Genomic DNA, 19,133 nt, shown 5'->3' with positions numbered 1-19,133 from the left:
CCTCGCGTAATTATCGCAACGCGATAACAGCTATTGGCTGGCGCCATAATGCGTGATTCAAATATAGCCAACCATACGAATAACCCGGTTGGCGGGGTTTTAACCTTGCGTAATTATTGCAGCGCAATAAAAGTTATCGTAAACGAATAAATTCCAGACAAAAAAAAGCCTCTCAAAAATTTGAGAGGCAAACATAAAACATACACGGGAAGAAAACTATAAAAAGTTAACTGTTACTTATGATACCCCATATCAAAAAAAGTTCCGTTAACCAAATGTAAAAACCTGAAATAGTTTGTTGTTGAACAAAAATCAATCAATTTAACTTCCTGAACTCAAGGTTGGCGGGGTTTTAACCTCGCGTAATTATCGCAACGCGATAAAGGTTAACAAAAACCAATAAATTCCGGACAAGCAGAATTTTTTCCATCCATGGAAATTCTGCATATAGCTCTTCCATGAGCAAAAAAAAAGCCTCTCAAAAAGATTGAGAGGCAAAAAGTTTTATGGAGGAAAACTATGAAAAGTGTTGGCGGGGTTTTAACCTCGCGTAATTATCGCTGTGCGATAAAACTTAACTGTGTGTAATTCTACCCGAGTTAAAAAATAAAACTGTAAACGAAATGTAAAAGCTTGCAATAGTTTGTTGTAATAAACATGTTAACTTACTGGTAAATAGAATATTTTCCTATTTTTACTAGAGCCTCATAGGAAAAAGAATCATTTCATTAACTAATTATTAATTTAGCCTTTCATAGTTAAAATTTAATTGAAAGCCACAGGCCTGAGCAAAATTATTAATTGTCTTTAAACTTGGGTTACCCTTGCCAGACTCAAGCCTGGAAATACTGGTGAAGCTGGTGTTCATTAATTTCGCCAGATCATTTTGGGTGAGACCTGCTTTATTACGCATTTCTAAAAGAAGATTTGCCAATGCAAATTCACTTTCTAATTTGTCATATTCAGCTTTTACTTCTTTATTGGTAAAAGCGTTTTGCTTTAATTTAGATAGGCTCATAACGTTACCTCTTTCATACGTTGTCTTGCTAGCTCCAATTCTTTACTTGGGATTTTCTGTGTCTTTTTAATAAAAGCATGCACAATAACAATGTTCTTCCCTTGTAGGTAACAAAACATCCCTCTTGCTATACCTTCTTTAGCTTTTGCCCTTATTTCAAATAAGCCCCGTCCAAGGCTTTTAGTATGAGGAGATCCTAGATTCGCACCATGTATTTCCATTAAATCCATTATCCTAATAAATCGGGCTTGAATTTTAGCTGGCATTTTTAAAATCTGATCATCCACGCCATCATAAAACTGTATATTCCATGTCATGATAAACTCCTTAATAACTTATCATATATGATAAGTTGGAATAATCAAGAAATAAGCACAAACTAAACTGAAAAAAATAGCTAAGCAACCCTTGGCTATTCTGATTTAAGGGCTAACTAAGTGCCACAAACCTATATTTCGGCCTGTTTTCTAGTAAGTTTCAATATCAACAACTACAGGAACCGATCTTGAGATCATTTCATAAACCGGAGAAAAATTCACGCACTCCCGCAGGGTTTCAACTGCAGCGGAGGTTTTTACACGCATTTTCACTCTAATTTCGCTATAACCTTTGTTAACCTCTGTGCTTAACCCTAAGAAACCTCGTAAATCTAAATCGCCTTCCAATAATGAGCTCAGGCCACTAATGGCAATGCCACGAGCGGCGGCATGATAGACCATGCTGGTGGTCATACACCCGGCAAGTCCGTGTAAAATATATTCTACCGGATTTGCGCCTTTATCGGTTGAAAGTAACACTGGTGGTTCATCGGCATCTAATATAAATGGCAGGGCTCTTGAATTATCCGTTTGTCCACAACCATAAAAGTCTTGAATCTTTGAGCGGTTGTGACCACCACCTAGCCATTGGTTTTCAGCTTTAAAGATAAAATTAGCCAAAGACGGATCCTGCTTCACGGCATCAATGGTAGAGTTTAGCGCCGTTACATTCACACCATTACAGACTATAGTTTTCATTGCATGTTGTTCCATTATCTTATCCTCGGTTTGGGTTAGCTCGATCCCGTTGGGTCAATAACACCTAATTTAATACTTGAGCAGCCGTTTAATAAGTAGGAGCCTTGCCAATATCGGTCCATTTGTGCCAAAACAGAGTAACAGCGAGGCCTATACATGTATAAACCAGTTGAAATACTCATACTTGCCTTGCCAGAAACTGCGGGGTCGGTGTTATACGGAATGATTGATGTGTTATCGGCTACGGGCAATATTTGGCAAACCCTGGTACGCTGTGATGTACTGCCGGTGCAATTTAACACGCAAGTGCTTACCCTTAATAAAAAATCGTTTACCTGTGAAAATGGCATTCCGGTAATATCTGACGTTACCATCAAGGAAAACAGCAAAGCCGATATTTTGATCATCCCTGAAATATGGTTAGGGCCCGATGAAACCTTAAAGGGCAGATATCCACAGCTGATGGACTTTTTAAGACGCAAATATGACGAAGGCAGTTATCTTTATTCGGCCTGTTCCGGTGCTTTGCTGTTAGCAGAGTCAGGCCTGTTGGATGGCTGTTGTGCCACTTCTCATTGGGGCTATCAAGATCTCTTTCGAAGACAATACCCCAACATAAAGTTTCAACCCGCACCTAACTTGTGTTTTGCCGATGAACAAGGCCGAATTGTTACCGCTGGAGGAACCACATCTTGGCATGATCTAATGATCCACATTATCTCTCGTCATAGTAGCCCTGGTGAAGCGTTACGTATCAGCAAAGTGTATCTGCTTAAATGGCATGCTGAAGGGCAGCTACCCTACGCAGTGCTAGTCAGAAATAGTCCACACTCTGATGCAATTGTATTGGAAGCTGAGCAGTGGCTAGAACAACACTTTCGAGAACATGACGCCCTGAGCAAACTGATTGAAGCCATCAGCATGGCAGAGCGCACCATTAAACGACGATTTAAACAAGCTACCGGCCAATCTTTATTAGAGCGAGTACAAAACTTAAGAGTTGAACAAGCAAAACACCAACTGGAAACCAAAAGGATAGCCATTGATGATATTAGTGCCGACGTAGGCTATGAAGACGCGGCGTTTTTTCGGTGCTTATTTAAAAGGTTAACTGGCTTAAGCCCAAGTGACTATCGAAAAATGTTTACCCGAACGGGCATGATGAAATAAAAATTTAACCGTATGATCATTATTATTGCCAGTGCAACCATTTACAATTTAGGTATAATCAAAATCATAAGTAAACACTATAAACATACATCACCATAGGAAATGGATTGTCCAACCCCAAAAAACCAACACTAGATAACCAAGGAGCCACCCCTGACCTGGTATCAAAGCCGCAGCTTAAAATTGCTACCTTCAATCTGTTTAATTACCTTGAGCCGCCAAATGCCTACTACGAGTTTGAGCGGATTTACAGTAGCGAGCAATGGGCAAAAAAACAGTTGTGGATCCGCAATTATTTAGCCGAATATCAACCGGACGTTATTGGCTTTCAGGAAGTGTTTAGCCCTCAATCATTAAAAACTTTAGTGGCAGAGCAGGGCTACGAGTATTTTCAGGTAGTGGATAGTAGCGAGGTCATTGATGACTTCATTTATCGCAGCCCGGTTGTGGCCATCGCGTCGAAATATCCAATAGTCGAAGTCGATAGCGTTGTACCAGATCAAGAGCTTGCCGTTGCTATGGGGATTTCTGCCGACTTCTCCTTCAATAGACAAGTTATCAGGGCCACCATAGATTTGCCCCATATAGAGCACTGTGATTGTTACGTGGTGCATTTTAAATCGAAACGGCCGTTGTTTGAGCATGAAACGTGTAAGGAATTATCGGCTGAAAAAAACATCATCGAAAACCTCAAGGCGCAACTTGCAGGCGGTTGGGGCTCTACTGTGCAGCGGGGCAGTGAAGCGACATTGTTGATGATTGCAATGATAACCCGGCGCGAATCGTCAGGGTTGCCGATGATATTGCTGGGCGATTTCAATAATACCTTAACGGATGGCGTATTATCGCATTTGCTAACCAGTCGCTTACGCCATGCGCCGAAATTTGACAGTGATGCCTATTTAGACAGATATTGTTTAAAAGACTCGTGGGACTTGTATCTACGTGCCAACAATGTTGATTCGACAGTGTGTCGGTTGCCCACCCATTACTACGGCGCAGAAGGCTCGGTGCTCGATTACATTTTATTATCGAATGAGTTTGATACCAACTTTGATGACAGTTTTTTTGCGATCAGCGATTATCAAACCTGCGATCAGCATCTAATCAATCCCATTTTTGCACGCGATGGCCAAAGTACCGACCATGCCATAGTGCAAATCACCCTAACGCTACGCTCGTAATCCATAAACCCCGAAAAGCCGGTTGGCGGGGTTTCAACTTCGCGTAATTATCGCAACGCGATAAAAGTTAATCTTGGTTGGCGGGATTTCAATCTCGCGTAATTATCGCAATGCGATAAAAATTAACCTTGGTTGGCGGGGATTCATCCTCGCGTAATTATCGCGACGCGATAAAAGTTAACGTCAAGAATAAATTCCGGACAAAAAAAAAGCCTCTCAAAAAATTGAGAGGCTAAACATAAAACACATAAGGGAGGAAAACTATAAAAAGTTAACTGATACTTATGATACCCGTTATCCAAAAAAGTTCCGTTACCCAAATGTAAAACTAAGAAAAACTTTGTTTTACTAACGATTAACTCATTTACTAAGGCTCTTAATCGATAACCCCAACCGAATTCCAACGATCATGCCCACTACCGCGACAACACCTGCCGGTGAAAGTGTTGGCAATGCGATAAGCAACTGCGAATCATTACCGCCCATTGCCAGTGATGCGCCAATTCCCATTAACGTTCCGGCAATAATATGAACAAACCATAAGCGCAAATTTCCCAGTTGAATATCAAATGTTTTACTTCGCCAAGCCGCGATAAACATACCGGCCAGTAAAGCAAAAAATAATAAATAACGCTCAATAGACGGCCAAACATGGGTATCACCATTTAACATGGCGCCGCTTAAGTGTTGTAACAAGCCACTAGGTGTCCAATGACGTTCATAAAGAAACAAAAAACCGGCAAGCAAGCCAATACCTAACATTGAAAACCACAGTTTTTTTCGCGCCTTATCGCCTTTTAATGCCCATATAACAATGACAATTGAGGTAAAGAGTAAAACCCCATAAATAACATTGGTTGGTAGAGATATTTCAATAATATCAATGCCCGGTTGCCAATAAGATAGAATCGTCCAACCAACTAACCAGCCGATAATCGTGGCAATCATTTTCAAATCACCACGAGACAGCTTACTTAAGGTAGATACGCCACAGCCATTATTTAATGAAGTGCCTAAACCAAAAATAATGCCACCAATAGCAAACCATACACTGGCTGCATACGTGTTAACCGTTAAGGGAATATTCAAAAGATAAGAGAATAGCCCGGCGACCCAAGCCAAAACACCGCTTAACAATATAGCGAGCAAGAAAGCTGGATTACCATTTTTCCATTCATTCACCCCACGTACCATGCAAAGGCCTGTCGTTTGGGCTAAATAGCCAATAGTACAAACTAGAATGAGGGCACACACCAATAACAGCATAGATTCTACCTATGAGTTTAACCAAGTGAATTACAATCTATAAATTATATGTGCTGATATTTATTATGCCATGCTGGTCGGTTTCATTGCCAGGGCAACTTACCGGAGTTTCAACTTCGCGTATTCATAGCAGAGCGATAAAAGTTCATTTCAGGGAGGAAAACAATAAAAATTTGTTGGCGTGATTTTAATCTCGCATGAACTTATGATACTCGTTATCCAGAAAAGTTCCGTTAACAAAATGTAAAACACTGCGAGAGTTTGTTGTAATTTGATTGGTATAATTTTGTTATTTCGACTTCTTACATTCAGTTTCCATAAGATCTTTGATATTTAAATCTTGAGGGTTTTGTTTATGTTTTTCTTGCCAAAACATACAAGTAGCTTTATTCATCGCCAACCTCCTGTTTTGGGCATTGGTGTCTTTTATCTTATTATTTAGTTGTTTAGGTTTTGACCGGGTAACAGCAACGTCTAATTTAGATGTATGCAAATTATTTTTAACCCAATGCACCTTGAAGTTTTCAGCTGCTTCATCACGATGCTTTAAACATTTTGAAAATTTACTGGTTGTTTTAGGTTTTCGGCAATCTTTAGGTCTTTGATAAAAATCTAACCATGCTTGTTGTTTTACACCTTCAAATAACCCCTTTACTGTTAGTGCTTGTCTTCCAAGTTGGTCTTTGTTCGGCACATTAATATTATGGTATCGAATTTTTGATTTAGCTGGCTGTTGTATGTTGGAAGAGTAATAGTTTAATTCATTGTTCTGGTCCTTTTTACAAAGGCGAATTTGCTTTTTAATTTTTCTCTCTTTACCTCTAAGATATTCACCACGTGGCTCTTTGTAGCCATGACGCATTACACTTCTTAAATTATCTAATGCATCGTAGTATTTTTGACAATCTTCTTTAGCCAAAATTTGAAAACTAGAAAAAAATAATATAAATAAAATTGAGGACAGGAAGTAATTTCCATTATTAGAGTTCATTAAATATTCCTTTATTAATAAATAACCACTAATTTTATAAAAACTCATTAATGGATTGTTTTATATTATATTTTTATTTGTTGCATTGACAAGTGGATTTATCTATTGCACTTTGAACATATTAATTATCTTCAAATTTATTATGTCCGACTACTACAACAATAACGCTCAACAATTCTTCAGTGAAACGGTTAATGTAGATATGAGATCTCTTTACGATATTTTTCTACCTTTAATCCCTATCGGCGGAAGTATTTTAGATGCCGGCTGTGGTAGCGGCAGAGATGCGAAACGCTTCATGGATTATGGCTTTCAAGTTTATGCCTTTGATGCCTCTGCAGAGTTAGCCGCAAAAGCAACTGAACTACTTAATCAAAAAGTAGACGTAACAACATTTCAAACATTAAATCTAACACAGCAATACGATGGCATATGGGCTTGCGCGTCTCTATTGCATGTTCCAAAAAGTGAACTAAAAGAGGCCATCCACAATTTAGCCAATCATTTAAAGGGTAATGGTGTGTTTTATGCGAGTTTCAAATATGGTAATACAGAAAGAGAACACAATGGCCGTAACTTCACTGATTTAAATGAATCACTTCTTGGTGAGTTGGTTAGTCAGTTGAAAAATTTAGCTATTAAAGAAACTTGGTTAACTGGTGATAATCGTCCAAGCCGTGAAAGTGAAAAATGGTTAAATGTAATTTTAATTAAAAGAATGGAATAGCTTTGAGTAAATCAAATGAGAACAACCTGCAAGATTTAGGGAACAATTATCAAGTAGACAATACCTCAGGTTTTGACGCTTTATTGGCAGGAGTTAAACTTTCTTCTTTATCAAACCCAAGAGTATTGGTCATAAACCCTCCAATAGACTATTTAAACGGCCAACTCAAGGAGCTGTCCAAAATTTGTAATATTCTACTTGTCCACAAGGAACAAGTTAATTTAAATGATGATGTTGTACATAGCTTTCATTTTTACAAAGACTCGTTACCCTCATTAGATATTATTACCAATTTAGAAATCAGTTTTGATTTTATTTTTATTTGCAACGTTGATCATTTAGTCACTGTAAATCAAATACCAAGGACTTTTCGTAAAACATCAAATCTATTAAAACCCAATGGAAAGATTGTATTCCTTTCTAACAATGCATTATATCAAGATCATGTTGAAAATCAGGCAACGTTAAAAGGCCTAATAACCTTAAAAAAAGAAACCATTAGATTATCCAATTTAAAAACTTTTTCTATTGAATTAAAGCTTCCCGATGATGGAACAGGGGCGTTTCCTTTTATCCGGCACGTTGCACTTAATGATGGTAAAGCCGCGACACATAAACTTGCCTTGCTAAGAGTGTTGTTGCGTATAGCAGATGGACACCCAGGTGCTGTTCTAAAGCGAGAAAATGGTCGAGTTATCATTCCTGCCGGCTTAGTTGCTTTGTACTGGTGTCATCAATACAAAGATATGATAGATAAATATAATATCTTTCAAACGCCAAATTTGAAACCGAATATGGGGTTTATGAAAGCTGATGGCTGGCACAAATTAGTTCACAGAACTAGCGCTGATTATCGAATTGGTAACCTATTTACAGGTAAAGATGCAATTGCATTATATAAAACGCTTTCACATTCAGTGCAAAACATTAAGGAAATGCCTTGTAGGTACATCACTTATTCAAATTCAAAAGATCCTGTATTTAATATAGAAAAGCAAACGGTTAAAGCAAAAGAAACTTTATTTCTAGATCTACAATCCCTAAGTCAGTGGGGAGAATTTTCATTACCTGAATCAATATGGCTAGCCTTTAATCGTTACGCATGCTGGATTGAACCAGTATTAATTAGCGAATGGTCTCATACAATGTCTATTTATAAAGGGAATCATCATTTTATAGAAAATGGTGAACAGCATATATTGAATTCGGCATTAGTATGGTTAGACCCTGTTAGAACAACAACGGGAGTTCGAAAAAGAATGCAAGAACTTCAGCAATCTGAACAACAACATTGCGTTTGGTCTAATAAAAAATTAGATGTTAAATTTGATATAGATCATTGTATGCCATTTGCTAGGTGGCCGAATAATGATTTATGGAACTTATTGCCGACAAACTCAAAAGTGAATAGTGAAAAACGAGATCAACTTCCTTCTGAAAAGCGACTTAGAAATTCCAAAAATAGAATTAAAGATTGGTGGCAAGAAGCATGGTTAGAAAACACCGCGATAAACAAGCAATTATTCTTCTCTGAGGCTAATATTGCATTGCCTGGATTATCATCTGATAATCAATCTAAAGATGACTTATTCGAAGCTCTTTTATTACAGCAAAGTCGCTTAAAAGAAATGCAACAGTTAAGGGAGTGGTAGTTAAAATTGGACGTTGTTGTAAGTTAAATTCAAAAAATACTTTAAAAGGAATTTAAGTTGAAGGATCAAGAAAAAATCGCATTATTTATCGACGCCGATAATGCCCCCGCCGCAAAAATAGACATCATTCTGTCTGAGCTTGCTCGTTATGGCAAAGTGAACATTCGTAAAGCCTATGGCAATTGGAGTAACGGTTGTTTAACGCCATGGAAAGAGGTTTTACACGAGTATGCCATTCAACCCATTCAGCAATTTGATTTAATCAAAGGTAAAAATGCCACAGACATTGCCTTGGTTATCGATGCCATGGACGTACTCTATACCAAAGATATCGATATTATGTGCTTTGTTACCTCCGATTGTGATTTTACCCCTCTGGCAACTCGTGCCCAGGCGGATGGCAAGGTTGTCATTGGCTTTGGTGAACGCAAAACTCCGGATGTGTTTGTGAATAGCTGTACTCGCTTTTTATATTTAGACGAAGCTTGTGAAGTTAATAAGCCAGTACAAAAGAAAAACAAAAACATAAAATCGGATACCAAATTAATGAACCTGCTTAGACAAGCGGTGGAAGCGGTTGAAGATGATGATTATTGGGCGAGGCTAGGTCCTGTTGGTTCGCACATCAATAATCATACCTCGTTTGATCAACGTAACTACGGCTTTCAAAAGTTAAGTGATTTTTTTGCGGCCATCGATTTGTTTGAGATGAAAAAAGAAGGTTTGGTTTATTTTGTTCAAGATAAAAAGCGAGCCAAGCAAGCAGCCAAATAAGTTCCGGCGGTAAATTCAATGTGCTTACAAAAAATCAACTCACAGTTGGCTAAATGGCAGGGTTATAACCAAGAGTATTTATTATGTTTACGTCTATATTTATTATTTTTTGCTTTGTCGCAATGGTTGCTTATGCCGGGTATCGAATGTCTTTAATTGGCGTTTTTATTACAGGGGCATGGACTATAGGTCTTGAATATCATGCTCTGCCATCTACTTTTGTGTTTGCTATATGGGGTGTATTTGCAACGCTTGCACTACACGATATTTTAATTAGTAAAACAACAAGCGAAGAAGACTATGACATTAATGAATACAATGAAGAGAATACGCTAAGTTCTATGTTGCACGAGTATAAGGCCAAAAATGATAACCGTGAGCAAAACCAAGACTGATTTAATATAACTAAATATTGGTCGTTGACAAAATAGGAGCGCTTAACCACATTTATTCAGCAATTTGGTTTAATTAACAACATAAATTTTAACTCATATTTAATAGGTGTTAACGCCGGTCTAAAAGCGCCACTATTTGCCGAATATTAAATCAGGCAGATCTCACCAAAACTCAATGAAAAATATAACCCTGTCGAAATAACGGGTTAGATTAATAAAAACTGAAATTTAATAAAAAATACTTGACTCAAATGCAAATGAGAATTATTCTCATTTAGGTCTTTTCTTTTAGGTGTTCAAAATGAAATATCAATTTTTATGTAGTAATCATGGCCAACAACTTCAAAGCTCTCCGGGCAGGGCGCTTAGTTGTTATCGAGATGCGAGTGAGCATGGCGAGAATTTAGCGTTTTCGGGTTTGCACAGTGAAGCTATCCCTTACTTAGGTTGTGCATTTGAAAGTGCCGAAATGCTGTTAGAGCAAATGTCGCTTAACGTAAATCATTATGCGCTTTGTTTTACTGAATCTGCTGTCATGCTAGCCAAAAGCTTATCGTTGGCTGGTTTAGAAAATGAGTGTGATGAAATCCTTAACTTGTGTGTGCAACGCTTAATGAAGGTAAAATCGTTACCAAGAGAAATCTTATCTGATTGCCTATTACGTATTCATTCTCAAGTAAATAAGGCGTTGGCAGTGCTGCACTAGGACGTTATGATGAAAAACAATTGGCACAATCATTATCAAAAATATTATCAAGATATTGATGAATTAAGTTTTTCTGGTGGTTTGGTTAGTCCAACGACAAAGCATTTTTTGCCTGGTTTTGACTATTTGTCGATCAAGATAAAAGATTCAGTGCTTAAGCAGCTTATCAAAGAGCAACGTTTAAACCTTGAAGATTTTCATTGCAATAATAAAGTCGATAAAGAATGCCTAAGGCGAATGTTGCTTGAGTGCCTGGTTAGCTAAGTGGCACTTGCTGAAACCTTTGGTTTTATCCTCATCTACAAAGATTGGGCAATGATCGCGATGATCTCTTCACCATACAAGTCGTTTTTACTCGCCCCTATGCCATTGATGGTTAACAGCTCTGCGGCGGTGTTGGGTTTGGCCTGGGCGATGGCGATTAAGGTGGCATCATGAAAAATAACAAACGGCGGTACGCCTCTGTCTTTTGCCCACAAGGTTCGTTGCGCTCTGAGTTGTTCAAATAAACTGGTATCTTGCGGGGTTAAGTCGGTGATGGCCTGGCTGTTTTTTGGGCTGCGTTTTTGTTTGGCCGCTTTGGCTTTTTTGCTTTGTTCGCGCAATTGAATTTGCTGTTCACCTTTAAGCACCGGTCTTGCTTGTTCGGTCAATTTTAAGGCGCCAAACTCCATATCTACCGACAAAAAGCCCATCGAGATTAATTGTCTGAATACGCCTTGCCAGGCTTGTGCGCTTAGTTCTTCGCCAATGCCAAAGGTGCTCAGTTGGTTGTGGCCAAAGTTAATAATACGCGGTGTTGTTTTTCCCAGTAATACGTCTATTTGATAAGTCACGCCAAATCGTTGCTTGGTTCGGTATACGGTCGATAAGGCTTTTTTTGCGGCAAGGGTGCCATCCCAGGTAATCGGAGGGGTTAAGCAGTTGTCACAGTTACCACAAGGCGTGTCTAACTGTTCGCCAAAATACTGCAATAAGGCTTGTCGGCGGCAAGAACTCACTTCACAATAGCCTAGCAGGGCATTGAGTTTGCGTTGAGTGATTTGTTTGAATAACTCGTTGCCATCACTGTTTTGGCTCATTTGTTTTAACTTGATCACATCCTGCATGCCATAGGCCAGCCATGCATTCGCAGGTTGTCCATCGCGGCCGGCACGTCCGGTTTCCTGGTAATAGGCTTCAATGCTTTTCGGGATGTTTAAATGGGCGACAAAACGGACATCGGGCTTGTCTATGCCCATGCCAAAGGCGATGGTGGCAACAATGATCACTTGCTCTTCTTGCAAAAACCGCTGCTGGTGTTGTGCCTTTACTTCGTTGGCTAAACCGGCATGGTAGGGCAGTGCAACTCGGCCCTTGGCACTTAACCATTGTGCCGTGGATTCCACCATCTTTCTTGACAAACAATAGACAATACCCGCATCGTCATTGTGCTCGCTGCTGATAAAGTCCCATAACCGCTCTTTGGCGTTGGGTAAGTCGTTAATGCGATATTGAATGTTCGGCCGGTCGAAACTGTGCACAAACTGTTTCGCCTGGTGCAAGGCGAGTAAGTCGACAATTTCATCGCGGGTTCTTTGATCGGCCGTGGCGGTAAGCGCGATACGTGGGGTATTGGGAAAAATGTTATGCAGTATCGACAGCTGTTGATACTCGGGTCTGAAATCGTGGCCCCATTGCGACACACAGTGGGCTTCATCGATGGCAAATAACGCGATGTTGGTTCGCAGTAATAAGTTTTGCATGCGCTCGGTTAATAACCGCTCCGGAGCGATGTAGAGCAAGTCCAGTTCACCGTTGAGTAGTTGCTGCTCTATCTGTTGCTGGCGTTGATAGTCTTGGCTGGAGTTTAAAAACTCGGCGTTCACGCCGAGTATTTTTAAGGCATCCACTTGATCTTGCATTAACGCGATTAACGGTGAAATGACAATGCCAACACCATCTAGCACAAGCGCTGGTATTTGATAGCACAACGATTTACCGCCACCGGTTGGCATTAGAGTAAAGACATCGTTGCCGGCAACAAGCTCGTCAATAATATTGGCTTGCTGGTGACGAAAGTCGGCGTAACCAAATACATTCTGTAAAACTTGCTGGGCGGTAGAATTGTTGTGAGCTGTGGTCAAAGTTAGATCCTAAATCCGGTTAATTTACTTTGCTATTTATTATAAGCATAATAATAACTAACACTGGGTAAATGTGCAGCGGTTAATTTAATCATTTGCACAAAGTCTAAATAAAAACTATATTTGGACTATCGGAATTTAAAGTCTTAGAAGGAAGTACTTATGCGCGTAGAAACGATAAGTTACCTCAAAAAAAATGCGGCCAATCTTGAGCTCGATGAGCCGATGACCATTACCCAAAATGGGACTCCTGCTTATGTCATTGAATCCTATGAAGATAGGATGCGCAGAGATGAAGCTGTTGCTATGTTGAAGTTAGCATCTTTTTCCGTTGATGACAGCAATAATGGCCGCTTGATATCCAGTTCAGATCTTAAACAACGTTTAGCTAACCGTCGCGCTAATTTATCTACTGCGAATGAAAAATAAACCGGTTAGGATCCAATACACTAAAACCTTTGAAAATTTATTAAATGACTTAATCAATCACTTAGGCAAGCATTCAAACGAAGAACAAGTGATACTTCGGCTTGAAAGTTTCATCGAACGCTTTGAAAGTTTAGTTAGTTTTACTCCAAAAGCTGCACCTATATCACCGTACTTGCTAGAGTTAGGCGTTATTCTGTTCAGAGAATTTACGGCTGATAATTTCAGACTTCTTTACCGAATAATTGAAGAAAAAGGCAGCAGAATGATTATCGCTGACGTAATTATTTCGCAAAAACAAGATATACCGAAAGTTCTGATTAATTATTGTTTACTGTATAAGTAAATCATCCTGATTTGCTTTATAACAAATAATAAGTGGATTACAATGGCTGCAGATGCAGTTTGACACTTAGAAAACATATGATCGAAATTGAACTTACCCACACTGAAATTAACTTGTTGCTTAAATATAGCGCGCCCTTGCCAGAAGTATCAGAAGATTTGCAGCGATTGCAAAAAAGCGCGGCCAATTTTGAGTTTCAAACCTTAAGTATTGATAGTTTTTATCGTGATATGTTGGTGTCAGACCTGATCCACTCGGCAAAATCGATAAAAAGTGCTATCTTGCTTGAGCAATTTGAAGAGTTAATCTCAGTTTTAGAAACGGGCAGTGGATCTCATTTTTTTTGATAAAAGTTATGTTGATTTGGTTAAGGGCCAGCTAGGCTGTTGTACCAAACCGCCTTTAAGTTTTGATTACTACCATGGGTTTGTTTGTGGTGTGAGCTGTTGCTCTGAGTTGATGGAAGAGTTTGATTATACTGGCGATATTCTCTCTACTGATAGTGGTGTTCATGATCTTTGGTTCGAAGATGTAAAAAATATTGAGGCACGCCGCAAACTTGACCAACAGATCAACGATGGTTTGCTGGCGGGTAATTATCCACTAAGCGAACTATACCCACAGATAAAAGCCGAGTTTCCGCAGGGCCTGGTTGAGTTTTGTCAGGGCTTCATGGCGGCATTTGCATATACCTTTAGCGACTGGCAGCAAGATTTCCAGCTGATTGCCAATGTGGAAGAATTTGATAGTGAAATGCCGATTGAAGAGATTTGCAAGGTAATTATTGGCTCTGTTGAGTTAATTGCCAGCGGTAAAAAACTAAAAACAGAGCAAGGCCGAAACGTAAAAGATATTAGCGAATATGTTGATAAGGTGAAAAACCTGGAAGTGGGGCTGATCAGCCTTTATCGACTCGCCGTTGAAATTGAACAATTCAAACTAGGCGTAGTTGCAGATGAGCTGGGAGAGGATTTTTGGACTGATGGCGACGATGCTTCTTTTGATGATGAAATTGATGACGATGAATTTGCAGACGATCAATTTTGGGATGATGATAACTTTATTGCTGAAGTCGACGGTGATGAGTATGAAAATCATAATGTTGTACCATTTGTGCGCGACGAAGTGAAAGTTGCCCGTAACGACCCTTGCCCCTGTGGCAGTGGCAAAAAGTATAAAAAATGTTGTTATCTAACCGATAGTGATAAGGCGAAGGCGATAAATCCTGCTAGTGCACTTAATGAAGAGATCAAGGAAGCCATGCAAGATAAGGACTTTGAGTCTATTGATGAGGCGAATGAGTTTTTAAATAACTTTATGCAACAGCGCAATAGTCAAAGCATTGACGTATTTCATGGTTTGTCGTCTCACAAAATGCATAGCTTGTTAACGCAACCCTTTGAACACAATGAGGTACTATTATTTAATGAGCAAGCGCTATTGAGTGTTGATACGATTAACAATACGCAAGTGATGTTTTTGGCCATGGCGCTCATTGAAGGAATTGGTGACAAGGGCGTAAAAGCCACTGCTAAAGGTAATTTACCCAGAAATCTGTGCAGAGCAATCAATACTGAATTTAACGCCACTTTCGGTGCGCCAAAGTATGCAAGAACGATCAGCAAAGAAGAAGATTTCTTTGATTTACACGTAGTCCGTGTTTTGTTGGTGCTGGCCAAACTGGTCAGGGTAGTTAAAGATAAATACATCTTTACCGCGCCAATGAAAAAGCTGCTGAAAAATCCCGAACAAATGCCCGGAAAAATTTATGGATTATTGTTTAAAACCTATTGTCTTGAGTTTAATTGGGCTTACCGCAGCTATGGCGAAGAGTTTGCCTTTATCCAAAACAGCGTTGGTTTTAGTTTGTATCTGTTGGCCAAATACGGTCATTCGGTAAAAGACGGCAGCTGGTATGCCGAAGAGTTCCTCAGTGCGTTTCCAAGGCTGGTAGATGACATAGAGTTTCACTCATATGTACAAGATAACCAGGAAGAACAAATACATCGATGTTATCAGCACTGGTTAATGAATAATTTTTGTGAGTTTTTTGGCCTGATAACGGTTAAACGTACAAAAATTGATATGTTTTACGAGTTGCAGGAAGTACGAACTACACCATTATTCAATGTGTTTGTTAAACTGATAGGCAGCAATCCATCGTCAGCATCGTGCCATTAATTAGCTTAGAATTATCATGGATAATGAGTTTACTGTCGACATTCAAGTTTAAGTGTACTTATTTGAACTTGAGTGTAGGCGATAGTGGTTATACGTGTTGATCTATCAATATGGAATTACCATCCGGGTCAATCATCATGAAACTGGCAGGGCCACTGTCAGTGGTTATGGCTTTTGCACTATCATTTCAACCGGGGCAATTATCCCTTTGCCAATGTTTGCCACCATGTTTTTTACTTTTTGTGCGGCGCTTTGCTGCATTAAGGTATGCAGGCCTAATGGTGGCGGGCCGTCATCGGCTGCTATTTTGGCGCGTAACTGATTAAAAAAATCTACGGAAAAATCATGCCTGTTGGTTGCTTTTATCAGGGTAAACCCGGCTTGTGTTAACATTTGCTGATATTGCTCTGATGTGGCTAATTTACTGGTACTACTGGTTGTGGCCCAGGGAACCGGATAGGTTAATTCACCATCACTTTGGCGCATAATGTCATAGACAGCAAACGTGGCACCTGGCTTTAATACTCGATGAATTTGCGCAAACAATGTGGCTTTATCTTCTATGTTCATGCCTACGTGCAACATGTAACCACCATCAAAGGTATTATTGTTAAATGGCATATCCAGGGCGCTGCCTTGTACCAAACTGATCTTGTTTTCCAGCTTTAGCCAACGACATAAGGCGTTGCCGGTATCTATGTACTCCTGGGCTAAGTCTATGCCGGTAACGCTATTGTTAAATTGACTCGCGATATAGCGTGCCGCACCACCTAAGCCACAACCGACATCTAATAAATTGGCATGTTCTGAAAAATTGAGTTGCGCCAGTAAATGATCGGTTGCCTGTCGCCCGCCAATATGGAATTCATCTACTGGTGCCAAATCTGCAATCGTTACTGTTGTTGTGGTTTTGCCTAATGCTGGCAGCGCCGCTTCGATGGCGTTGAGTAAATTGCCATGCAGGTAATGATCGGATACCGATTTATCGTAAGACATGGGTATTATTTTAATTAAGTGATGATTAACAAATATAGCATACGTTAAAGGTATTTTAGCGTTCATTAGCCGCTAGATTCTCCTCCTAATTTACCATCAATCCAATAAAAGCTTGCCGTTCGTCTACTTAAAATTTGCTAGGTTTCCGCTAATAATTTGCCTCTTTAAGTAATTACTATTTATTATGCAAACGTTTTAAGTCATATAGCAAGTAACTTAACCGACAATGTTAAACCTACTTATCCTGACGTCAATGTGGATATGCATTACATTAAATATGGGCTACAATAAAATCACGTTGGTTATGTGTTGTCAGTATTGGGTGTGTTATGTCCGTTGCGGTTTTGGTCTCTAATAGACTATTTCGAATGAAACGAGGTGTTCCTTTTTCTATTGAGAGATTTTATTCTCTAGGCACCACAACATCTGTCCAAAAGGCAATGAGTCGATTAGCTAAAGAAGGTAAAGTTGTTCGCGTAGCAAAAGGTATATACTCTCGCCCCAAACCTTTAGCTAGCATTCCTTCTATCAAGATTACAGCGAAGGCTGAAGATATTGCTAAAACTTGGGCTCGTACACATCATTATAAATTAGTTCCACAAGGGTTAGAGGCTGCTTATCGTTTAGGTATGCAAACTCAAGCTCCAGTTAAGGCTGTATACTGGACTACAGGTCCATCACGTGAGTTTAAAGTTGGGAATGAAGTTGTTCAGGTAAAACACACTACAGCAACTAAATTACGCTGGGAGAACAAACCAGAAGGGACCTTATTTAGAGGGTTGCTTTCCCTTTCCGCAGAATATACGCCTGTGTCCACATTGAAAGTAGCTATCAAGCGTTTAAATTTAAATGAAAAAGAAGCTATTTATGTTGTCAATAAGTTAAGCCATAGCCCGATGCTGAAAATGTGGCAGTCAAAGTTAAATCAATTAGAGAGTAGCCTTCTGTCGTGAGTATTTTTGACCTCTATGCAGATAAGTCAAAGCATGATGAGTTGGCTGCTATGTTCACTTATGCAGCTCAGCAGCATAAGAATGGTTTAGCGGCAAACTTTCTAGAAAAAGATGTTTGGGTCACCGAAATTCTCCGTCTCCTATATGATGAAAAACTATTAGGTGATTGCTCGGTAGCTTTTAAAGGTGGGACAGCATTAAGTAAATGCTGGTCAGCAATCGAGCGATTTTCTGAAGATATCGATTTATCGATACATTGACCATGTTTTATTAGAGTTTGGAGGCAGAAATAGAGGAAAACCAACTGAGTCTATTGATATTGATTGTTACATGGACAGTATTTCTGGTTTTGAATCACTTGCTTTGCCTAGAGCCAAAGTAATGGCATATCAAAAGGAATTTATCCTCTGGGAAAAGTTAACAGCTTTACATCAATTCTCAACACAAGAGAAAGAGCCTCCACCAAACAGACTTGCTCGACATTGGTATGATGTAGACTGTCTTTTAAATATGAATTTTGCCGATCCCCTAAATTCAGATGAAGCCATGCAAGCAGTTATAGAGATGAAAAAGTATCGCTGGGCAAGTCCTGGTGTCGATTGCGAAGCTATATTGCAGGGTCAAATATCACTCATACCTGAAGCTCAAAGATTAGAAAGTATTACAAAAGATCATGAGGAAGCGGTTTCTGGAGGTATGTTTTTTACAAAACCAGGTCCTTTTGAAGCTATCGCTGAACGGCTTAATACTACTCAAAAAGAAATCAATGATTCAATTCAGTCGACAAGGCATTTTATAAGGCGTATTTAACTATTGGTGGGTGTAATGAGTAATTTATCAAAACGTTCAACCATTTACTTTGATCCTGCGTTGCATCAAGCATTGAAGTTGCGTGCCGCTTCTACTGATGCTTCTATTTCGGAACTGGTTGATGAAGCCGTGAGGTTATTAATAGTTGAAGACCAACAAGACTTACAAGCAATTGCAGAAAGAGTAAATGAGCCTGAAGTGAGCTACGAAGTTTTTTTGAGTGAATTAAAAAGCAATGGCTAATAAAACCTATTCTATTGATTTTCATGCCGTTCTAAAACACTTACACAAACCTGATCATCAGGCTTTAGGTTATTTCTGCATTCAACGATACTGGTTGCATTTGCTAAGTAGCAAGCGCAGAGCCGTTATCTCCAGCAGCGTAGATTTCGACTG

23 protein-coding genes are annotated in these 19,133 nt (G+C 39.3%); 16 read left to right on the top strand and 7 right to left on the bottom strand.

Annotated elements, in window-relative coordinates:
* Positions 1-739 precede the first annotated feature (739 nt).
* The 3 genes from ND16A_RS05000 to ND16A_RS05010 all read right to left on the bottom strand — a co-directional run bounded on the left by ND16A_RS05000 (position 740) and on the right by ND16A_RS05010 (position 2,049).
* Positions 740-1,018 carry a helix-turn-helix domain-containing protein gene (locus ND16A_RS05000; RefSeq protein WP_033078498.1) on the bottom strand — a complete coding sequence of 93 codons (279 nt, stop codon included), beginning with the start codon at positions 1,016-1,018 and terminating at the stop codon, positions 740-742.
* Positions 1,015-1,335, bottom strand: coding sequence for a type II toxin-antitoxin system RelE/ParE family toxin (locus ND16A_RS05005; RefSeq protein WP_033078497.1), 321 nt, complete (start codon positions 1,333-1,335; stop codon positions 1,015-1,017). Before ND16A_RS05005 ends, ND16A_RS05000 begins: the two co-directional genes overlap by 4 nt.
* Positions 1,336-1,485: 150 nt before the next feature.
* Positions 1,486-2,049 (bottom strand): OsmC family protein, encoded by a 564-nt coding sequence (locus ND16A_RS05010; RefSeq protein WP_081945634.1) that lies wholly within the window; start codon positions 2,047-2,049, stop codon positions 1,486-1,488.
* A 141-nt stretch (positions 2,050-2,190) separates the two neighbouring features.
* Between ND16A_RS05010 and ND16A_RS05015 the strand changes: the two genes are divergently transcribed.
* Both ND16A_RS05015 and ND16A_RS05020 read left to right on the top strand, forming a co-directional pair.
* Positions 2,191-3,204, top strand: a complete 1,014-nt coding sequence (locus tag ND16A_RS05015) for a GlxA family transcriptional regulator (protein WP_033078496.1) — start codon at positions 2,191-2,193, stop codon at positions 3,202-3,204.
* 107 nt (positions 3,205-3,311) lie between these two features.
* A complete protein-coding gene (locus tag ND16A_RS05020) occupies positions 3,312-4,388 on the top strand; it encodes an endonuclease/exonuclease/phosphatase family protein (RefSeq protein ID WP_443080374.1) in 1,077 nt (358 codons plus the stop codon).
* Between the two features lie 360 nt (positions 4,389-4,748).
* Here the strand turns inward: ND16A_RS05020 and ND16A_RS05025 are convergent, their stop codons facing one another.
* The gene (locus ND16A_RS05025; RefSeq protein ID WP_033078495.1) at positions 4,749-5,654 is read right to left on the bottom strand and encodes a YeeE/YedE thiosulfate transporter family protein; all 906 of its coding nucleotides are present in this window, start codon (positions 5,652-5,654) and stop codon (positions 4,749-4,751) included.
* Between the two features lie 289 nt (positions 5,655-5,943).
* Positions 5,944-6,645, bottom strand: coding sequence for a hypothetical protein (locus ND16A_RS05030; protein WP_033078494.1), 702 nt, complete (start codon positions 6,643-6,645; stop codon positions 5,944-5,946).
* 142 nt (positions 6,646-6,787) lie between these two features.
* Here ND16A_RS05030 and ND16A_RS05035 point away from each other — a divergent pair, with 142 nt between their 5' ends.
* The 6 genes from ND16A_RS05035 (at position 6,788) to ND16A_RS05055 (ending at position 11,163) form a co-directional block, all read left to right on the top strand.
* Positions 6,788-7,372, top strand: coding sequence for a class I SAM-dependent methyltransferase (locus tag ND16A_RS05035; protein WP_033078493.1), 585 nt, complete (start codon positions 6,788-6,790; stop codon positions 7,370-7,372).
* A 2-nt stretch (positions 7,373-7,374) separates the two neighbouring features.
* Positions 7,375-9,024: a class I SAM-dependent methyltransferase gene (locus ND16A_RS05040; protein WP_052073216.1), complete on the top strand. Its 1,650-nt coding sequence runs from the start codon at positions 7,375-7,377 to the stop codon at positions 9,022-9,024.
* 57 nt (positions 9,025-9,081) lie between these two features.
* The gene (locus ND16A_RS05045) at positions 9,082-9,798 is read left to right on the top strand and encodes an NYN domain-containing protein (RefSeq protein WP_033078492.1); all 717 of its coding nucleotides are present in this window, start codon (positions 9,082-9,084) and stop codon (positions 9,796-9,798) included.
* A gap of 83 nt (positions 9,799-9,881) precedes the next feature.
* Positions 9,882-10,193 (top strand): hypothetical protein, encoded by a 312-nt coding sequence (locus ND16A_RS05050; RefSeq protein WP_033078491.1) that lies wholly within the window; start codon positions 9,882-9,884, stop codon positions 10,191-10,193.
* Between the two features lie 301 nt (positions 10,194-10,494).
* Positions 10,495-10,899 (top strand): hypothetical protein, encoded by a 405-nt coding sequence (locus ND16A_RS20355; RefSeq protein WP_052073215.1) that lies wholly within the window; start codon positions 10,495-10,497, stop codon positions 10,897-10,899.
* Positions 10,900-10,905: 6 nt separating this feature from the next.
* Positions 10,906-11,163, top strand: coding sequence for a hypothetical protein (locus tag ND16A_RS05055; protein ID WP_152593903.1), 258 nt, complete (start codon positions 10,906-10,908; stop codon positions 11,161-11,163).
* Positions 11,164-11,198: 35 nt separating this feature from the next.
* On the opposite strand, the gene recQ is transcribed toward ND16A_RS05055, so the two are convergent.
* Entirely contained in the window at positions 11,199-13,025 is a 1,827-nt protein-coding gene (recQ, locus tag ND16A_RS05060; protein ID WP_033078489.1) for a DNA helicase RecQ, read from the bottom strand.
* A gap of 162 nt (positions 13,026-13,187) precedes the next feature.
* On the opposite strand from recQ, the gene ND16A_RS05065 reads away from it, so the two are divergent.
* The 4 genes from ND16A_RS05065 (at position 13,188) to ND16A_RS21135 (ending at position 15,978) form a co-directional block, all read left to right on the top strand.
* A complete protein-coding gene (locus ND16A_RS05065) occupies positions 13,188-13,454 on the top strand; it encodes a type II toxin-antitoxin system Phd/YefM family antitoxin (RefSeq protein WP_033078488.1) in 267 nt (88 codons plus the stop codon).
* A complete protein-coding gene (locus tag ND16A_RS05070) occupies positions 13,444-13,797 on the top strand; it encodes a type II toxin-antitoxin system RelE/ParE family toxin (protein ID WP_033078487.1) in 354 nt (117 codons plus the stop codon). The genes ND16A_RS05065 and ND16A_RS05070 overlap by 11 nt, the downstream gene beginning before the upstream one ends.
* A 77-nt stretch (positions 13,798-13,874) precedes the next feature.
* A complete protein-coding gene (locus tag ND16A_RS05075) occupies positions 13,875-14,144 on the top strand; it encodes a hypothetical protein (RefSeq protein WP_033078486.1) in 270 nt (89 codons plus the stop codon).
* Positions 14,125-15,978 (top strand): SEC-C metal-binding domain-containing protein, encoded by a 1,854-nt coding sequence (locus ND16A_RS21135; RefSeq protein WP_033078485.1) that lies wholly within the window; start codon positions 14,125-14,127, stop codon positions 15,976-15,978. The genes ND16A_RS05075 and ND16A_RS21135 overlap by 20 nt, the downstream gene beginning before the upstream one ends.
* A gap of 165 nt (positions 15,979-16,143) precedes the next feature.
* On the opposite strand, the gene ND16A_RS05085 is transcribed toward ND16A_RS21135, so the two are convergent.
* Positions 16,144-16,974, bottom strand: coding sequence for a class I SAM-dependent methyltransferase (locus ND16A_RS05085; protein WP_033078555.1), 831 nt, complete (start codon positions 16,972-16,974; stop codon positions 16,144-16,146).
* Between the two features lie 368 nt (positions 16,975-17,342).
* Here ND16A_RS05085 and ND16A_RS05090 point away from each other — a divergent pair, with 368 nt between their 5' ends.
* From ND16A_RS05090 to ND16A_RS05095, 4 genes are read left to right on the top strand one after another with little or no spacing between them, the layout of a single operon-like run.
* Positions 17,343-17,927, top strand: a complete 585-nt coding sequence (locus ND16A_RS05090) for a DUF6088 family protein (protein WP_235282196.1) — start codon at positions 17,343-17,345, stop codon at positions 17,925-17,927.
* Complete coding sequence (locus tag ND16A_RS21760; protein ID WP_235282194.1) at positions 17,924-18,187, top strand: nucleotidyl transferase AbiEii/AbiGii toxin family protein; 264 nt, start codon at positions 17,924-17,926, stop codon at positions 18,185-18,187. The genes ND16A_RS05090 and ND16A_RS21760 overlap by 4 nt, the downstream gene beginning before the upstream one ends.
* Complete coding sequence (locus tag ND16A_RS21755) at positions 18,159-18,737, top strand: nucleotidyl transferase AbiEii/AbiGii toxin family protein (protein WP_327144886.1); 579 nt, start codon at positions 18,159-18,161, stop codon at positions 18,735-18,737. Before ND16A_RS21760 ends, ND16A_RS21755 begins: the two co-directional genes overlap by 29 nt.
* A gap of 15 nt (positions 18,738-18,752) precedes the next feature.
* Entirely contained in the window at positions 18,753-18,980 is a 228-nt protein-coding gene (locus ND16A_RS05095; RefSeq protein ID WP_033078483.1) for a CopG family transcriptional regulator, read from the top strand.
* Positions 18,981-19,133: the final 153 nt, after the last annotated feature.

The organism is Thalassotalea sp. ND16A, from assembly GCF_000764205.1.
GTDB lineage: Bacteria > Pseudomonadota > Gammaproteobacteria > Enterobacterales > Alteromonadaceae > Thalassotalea_A.
Note: the sequence above shows the minus strand (reverse complement) of the source record. Positions and strands in the feature narration are given on the sequence as shown.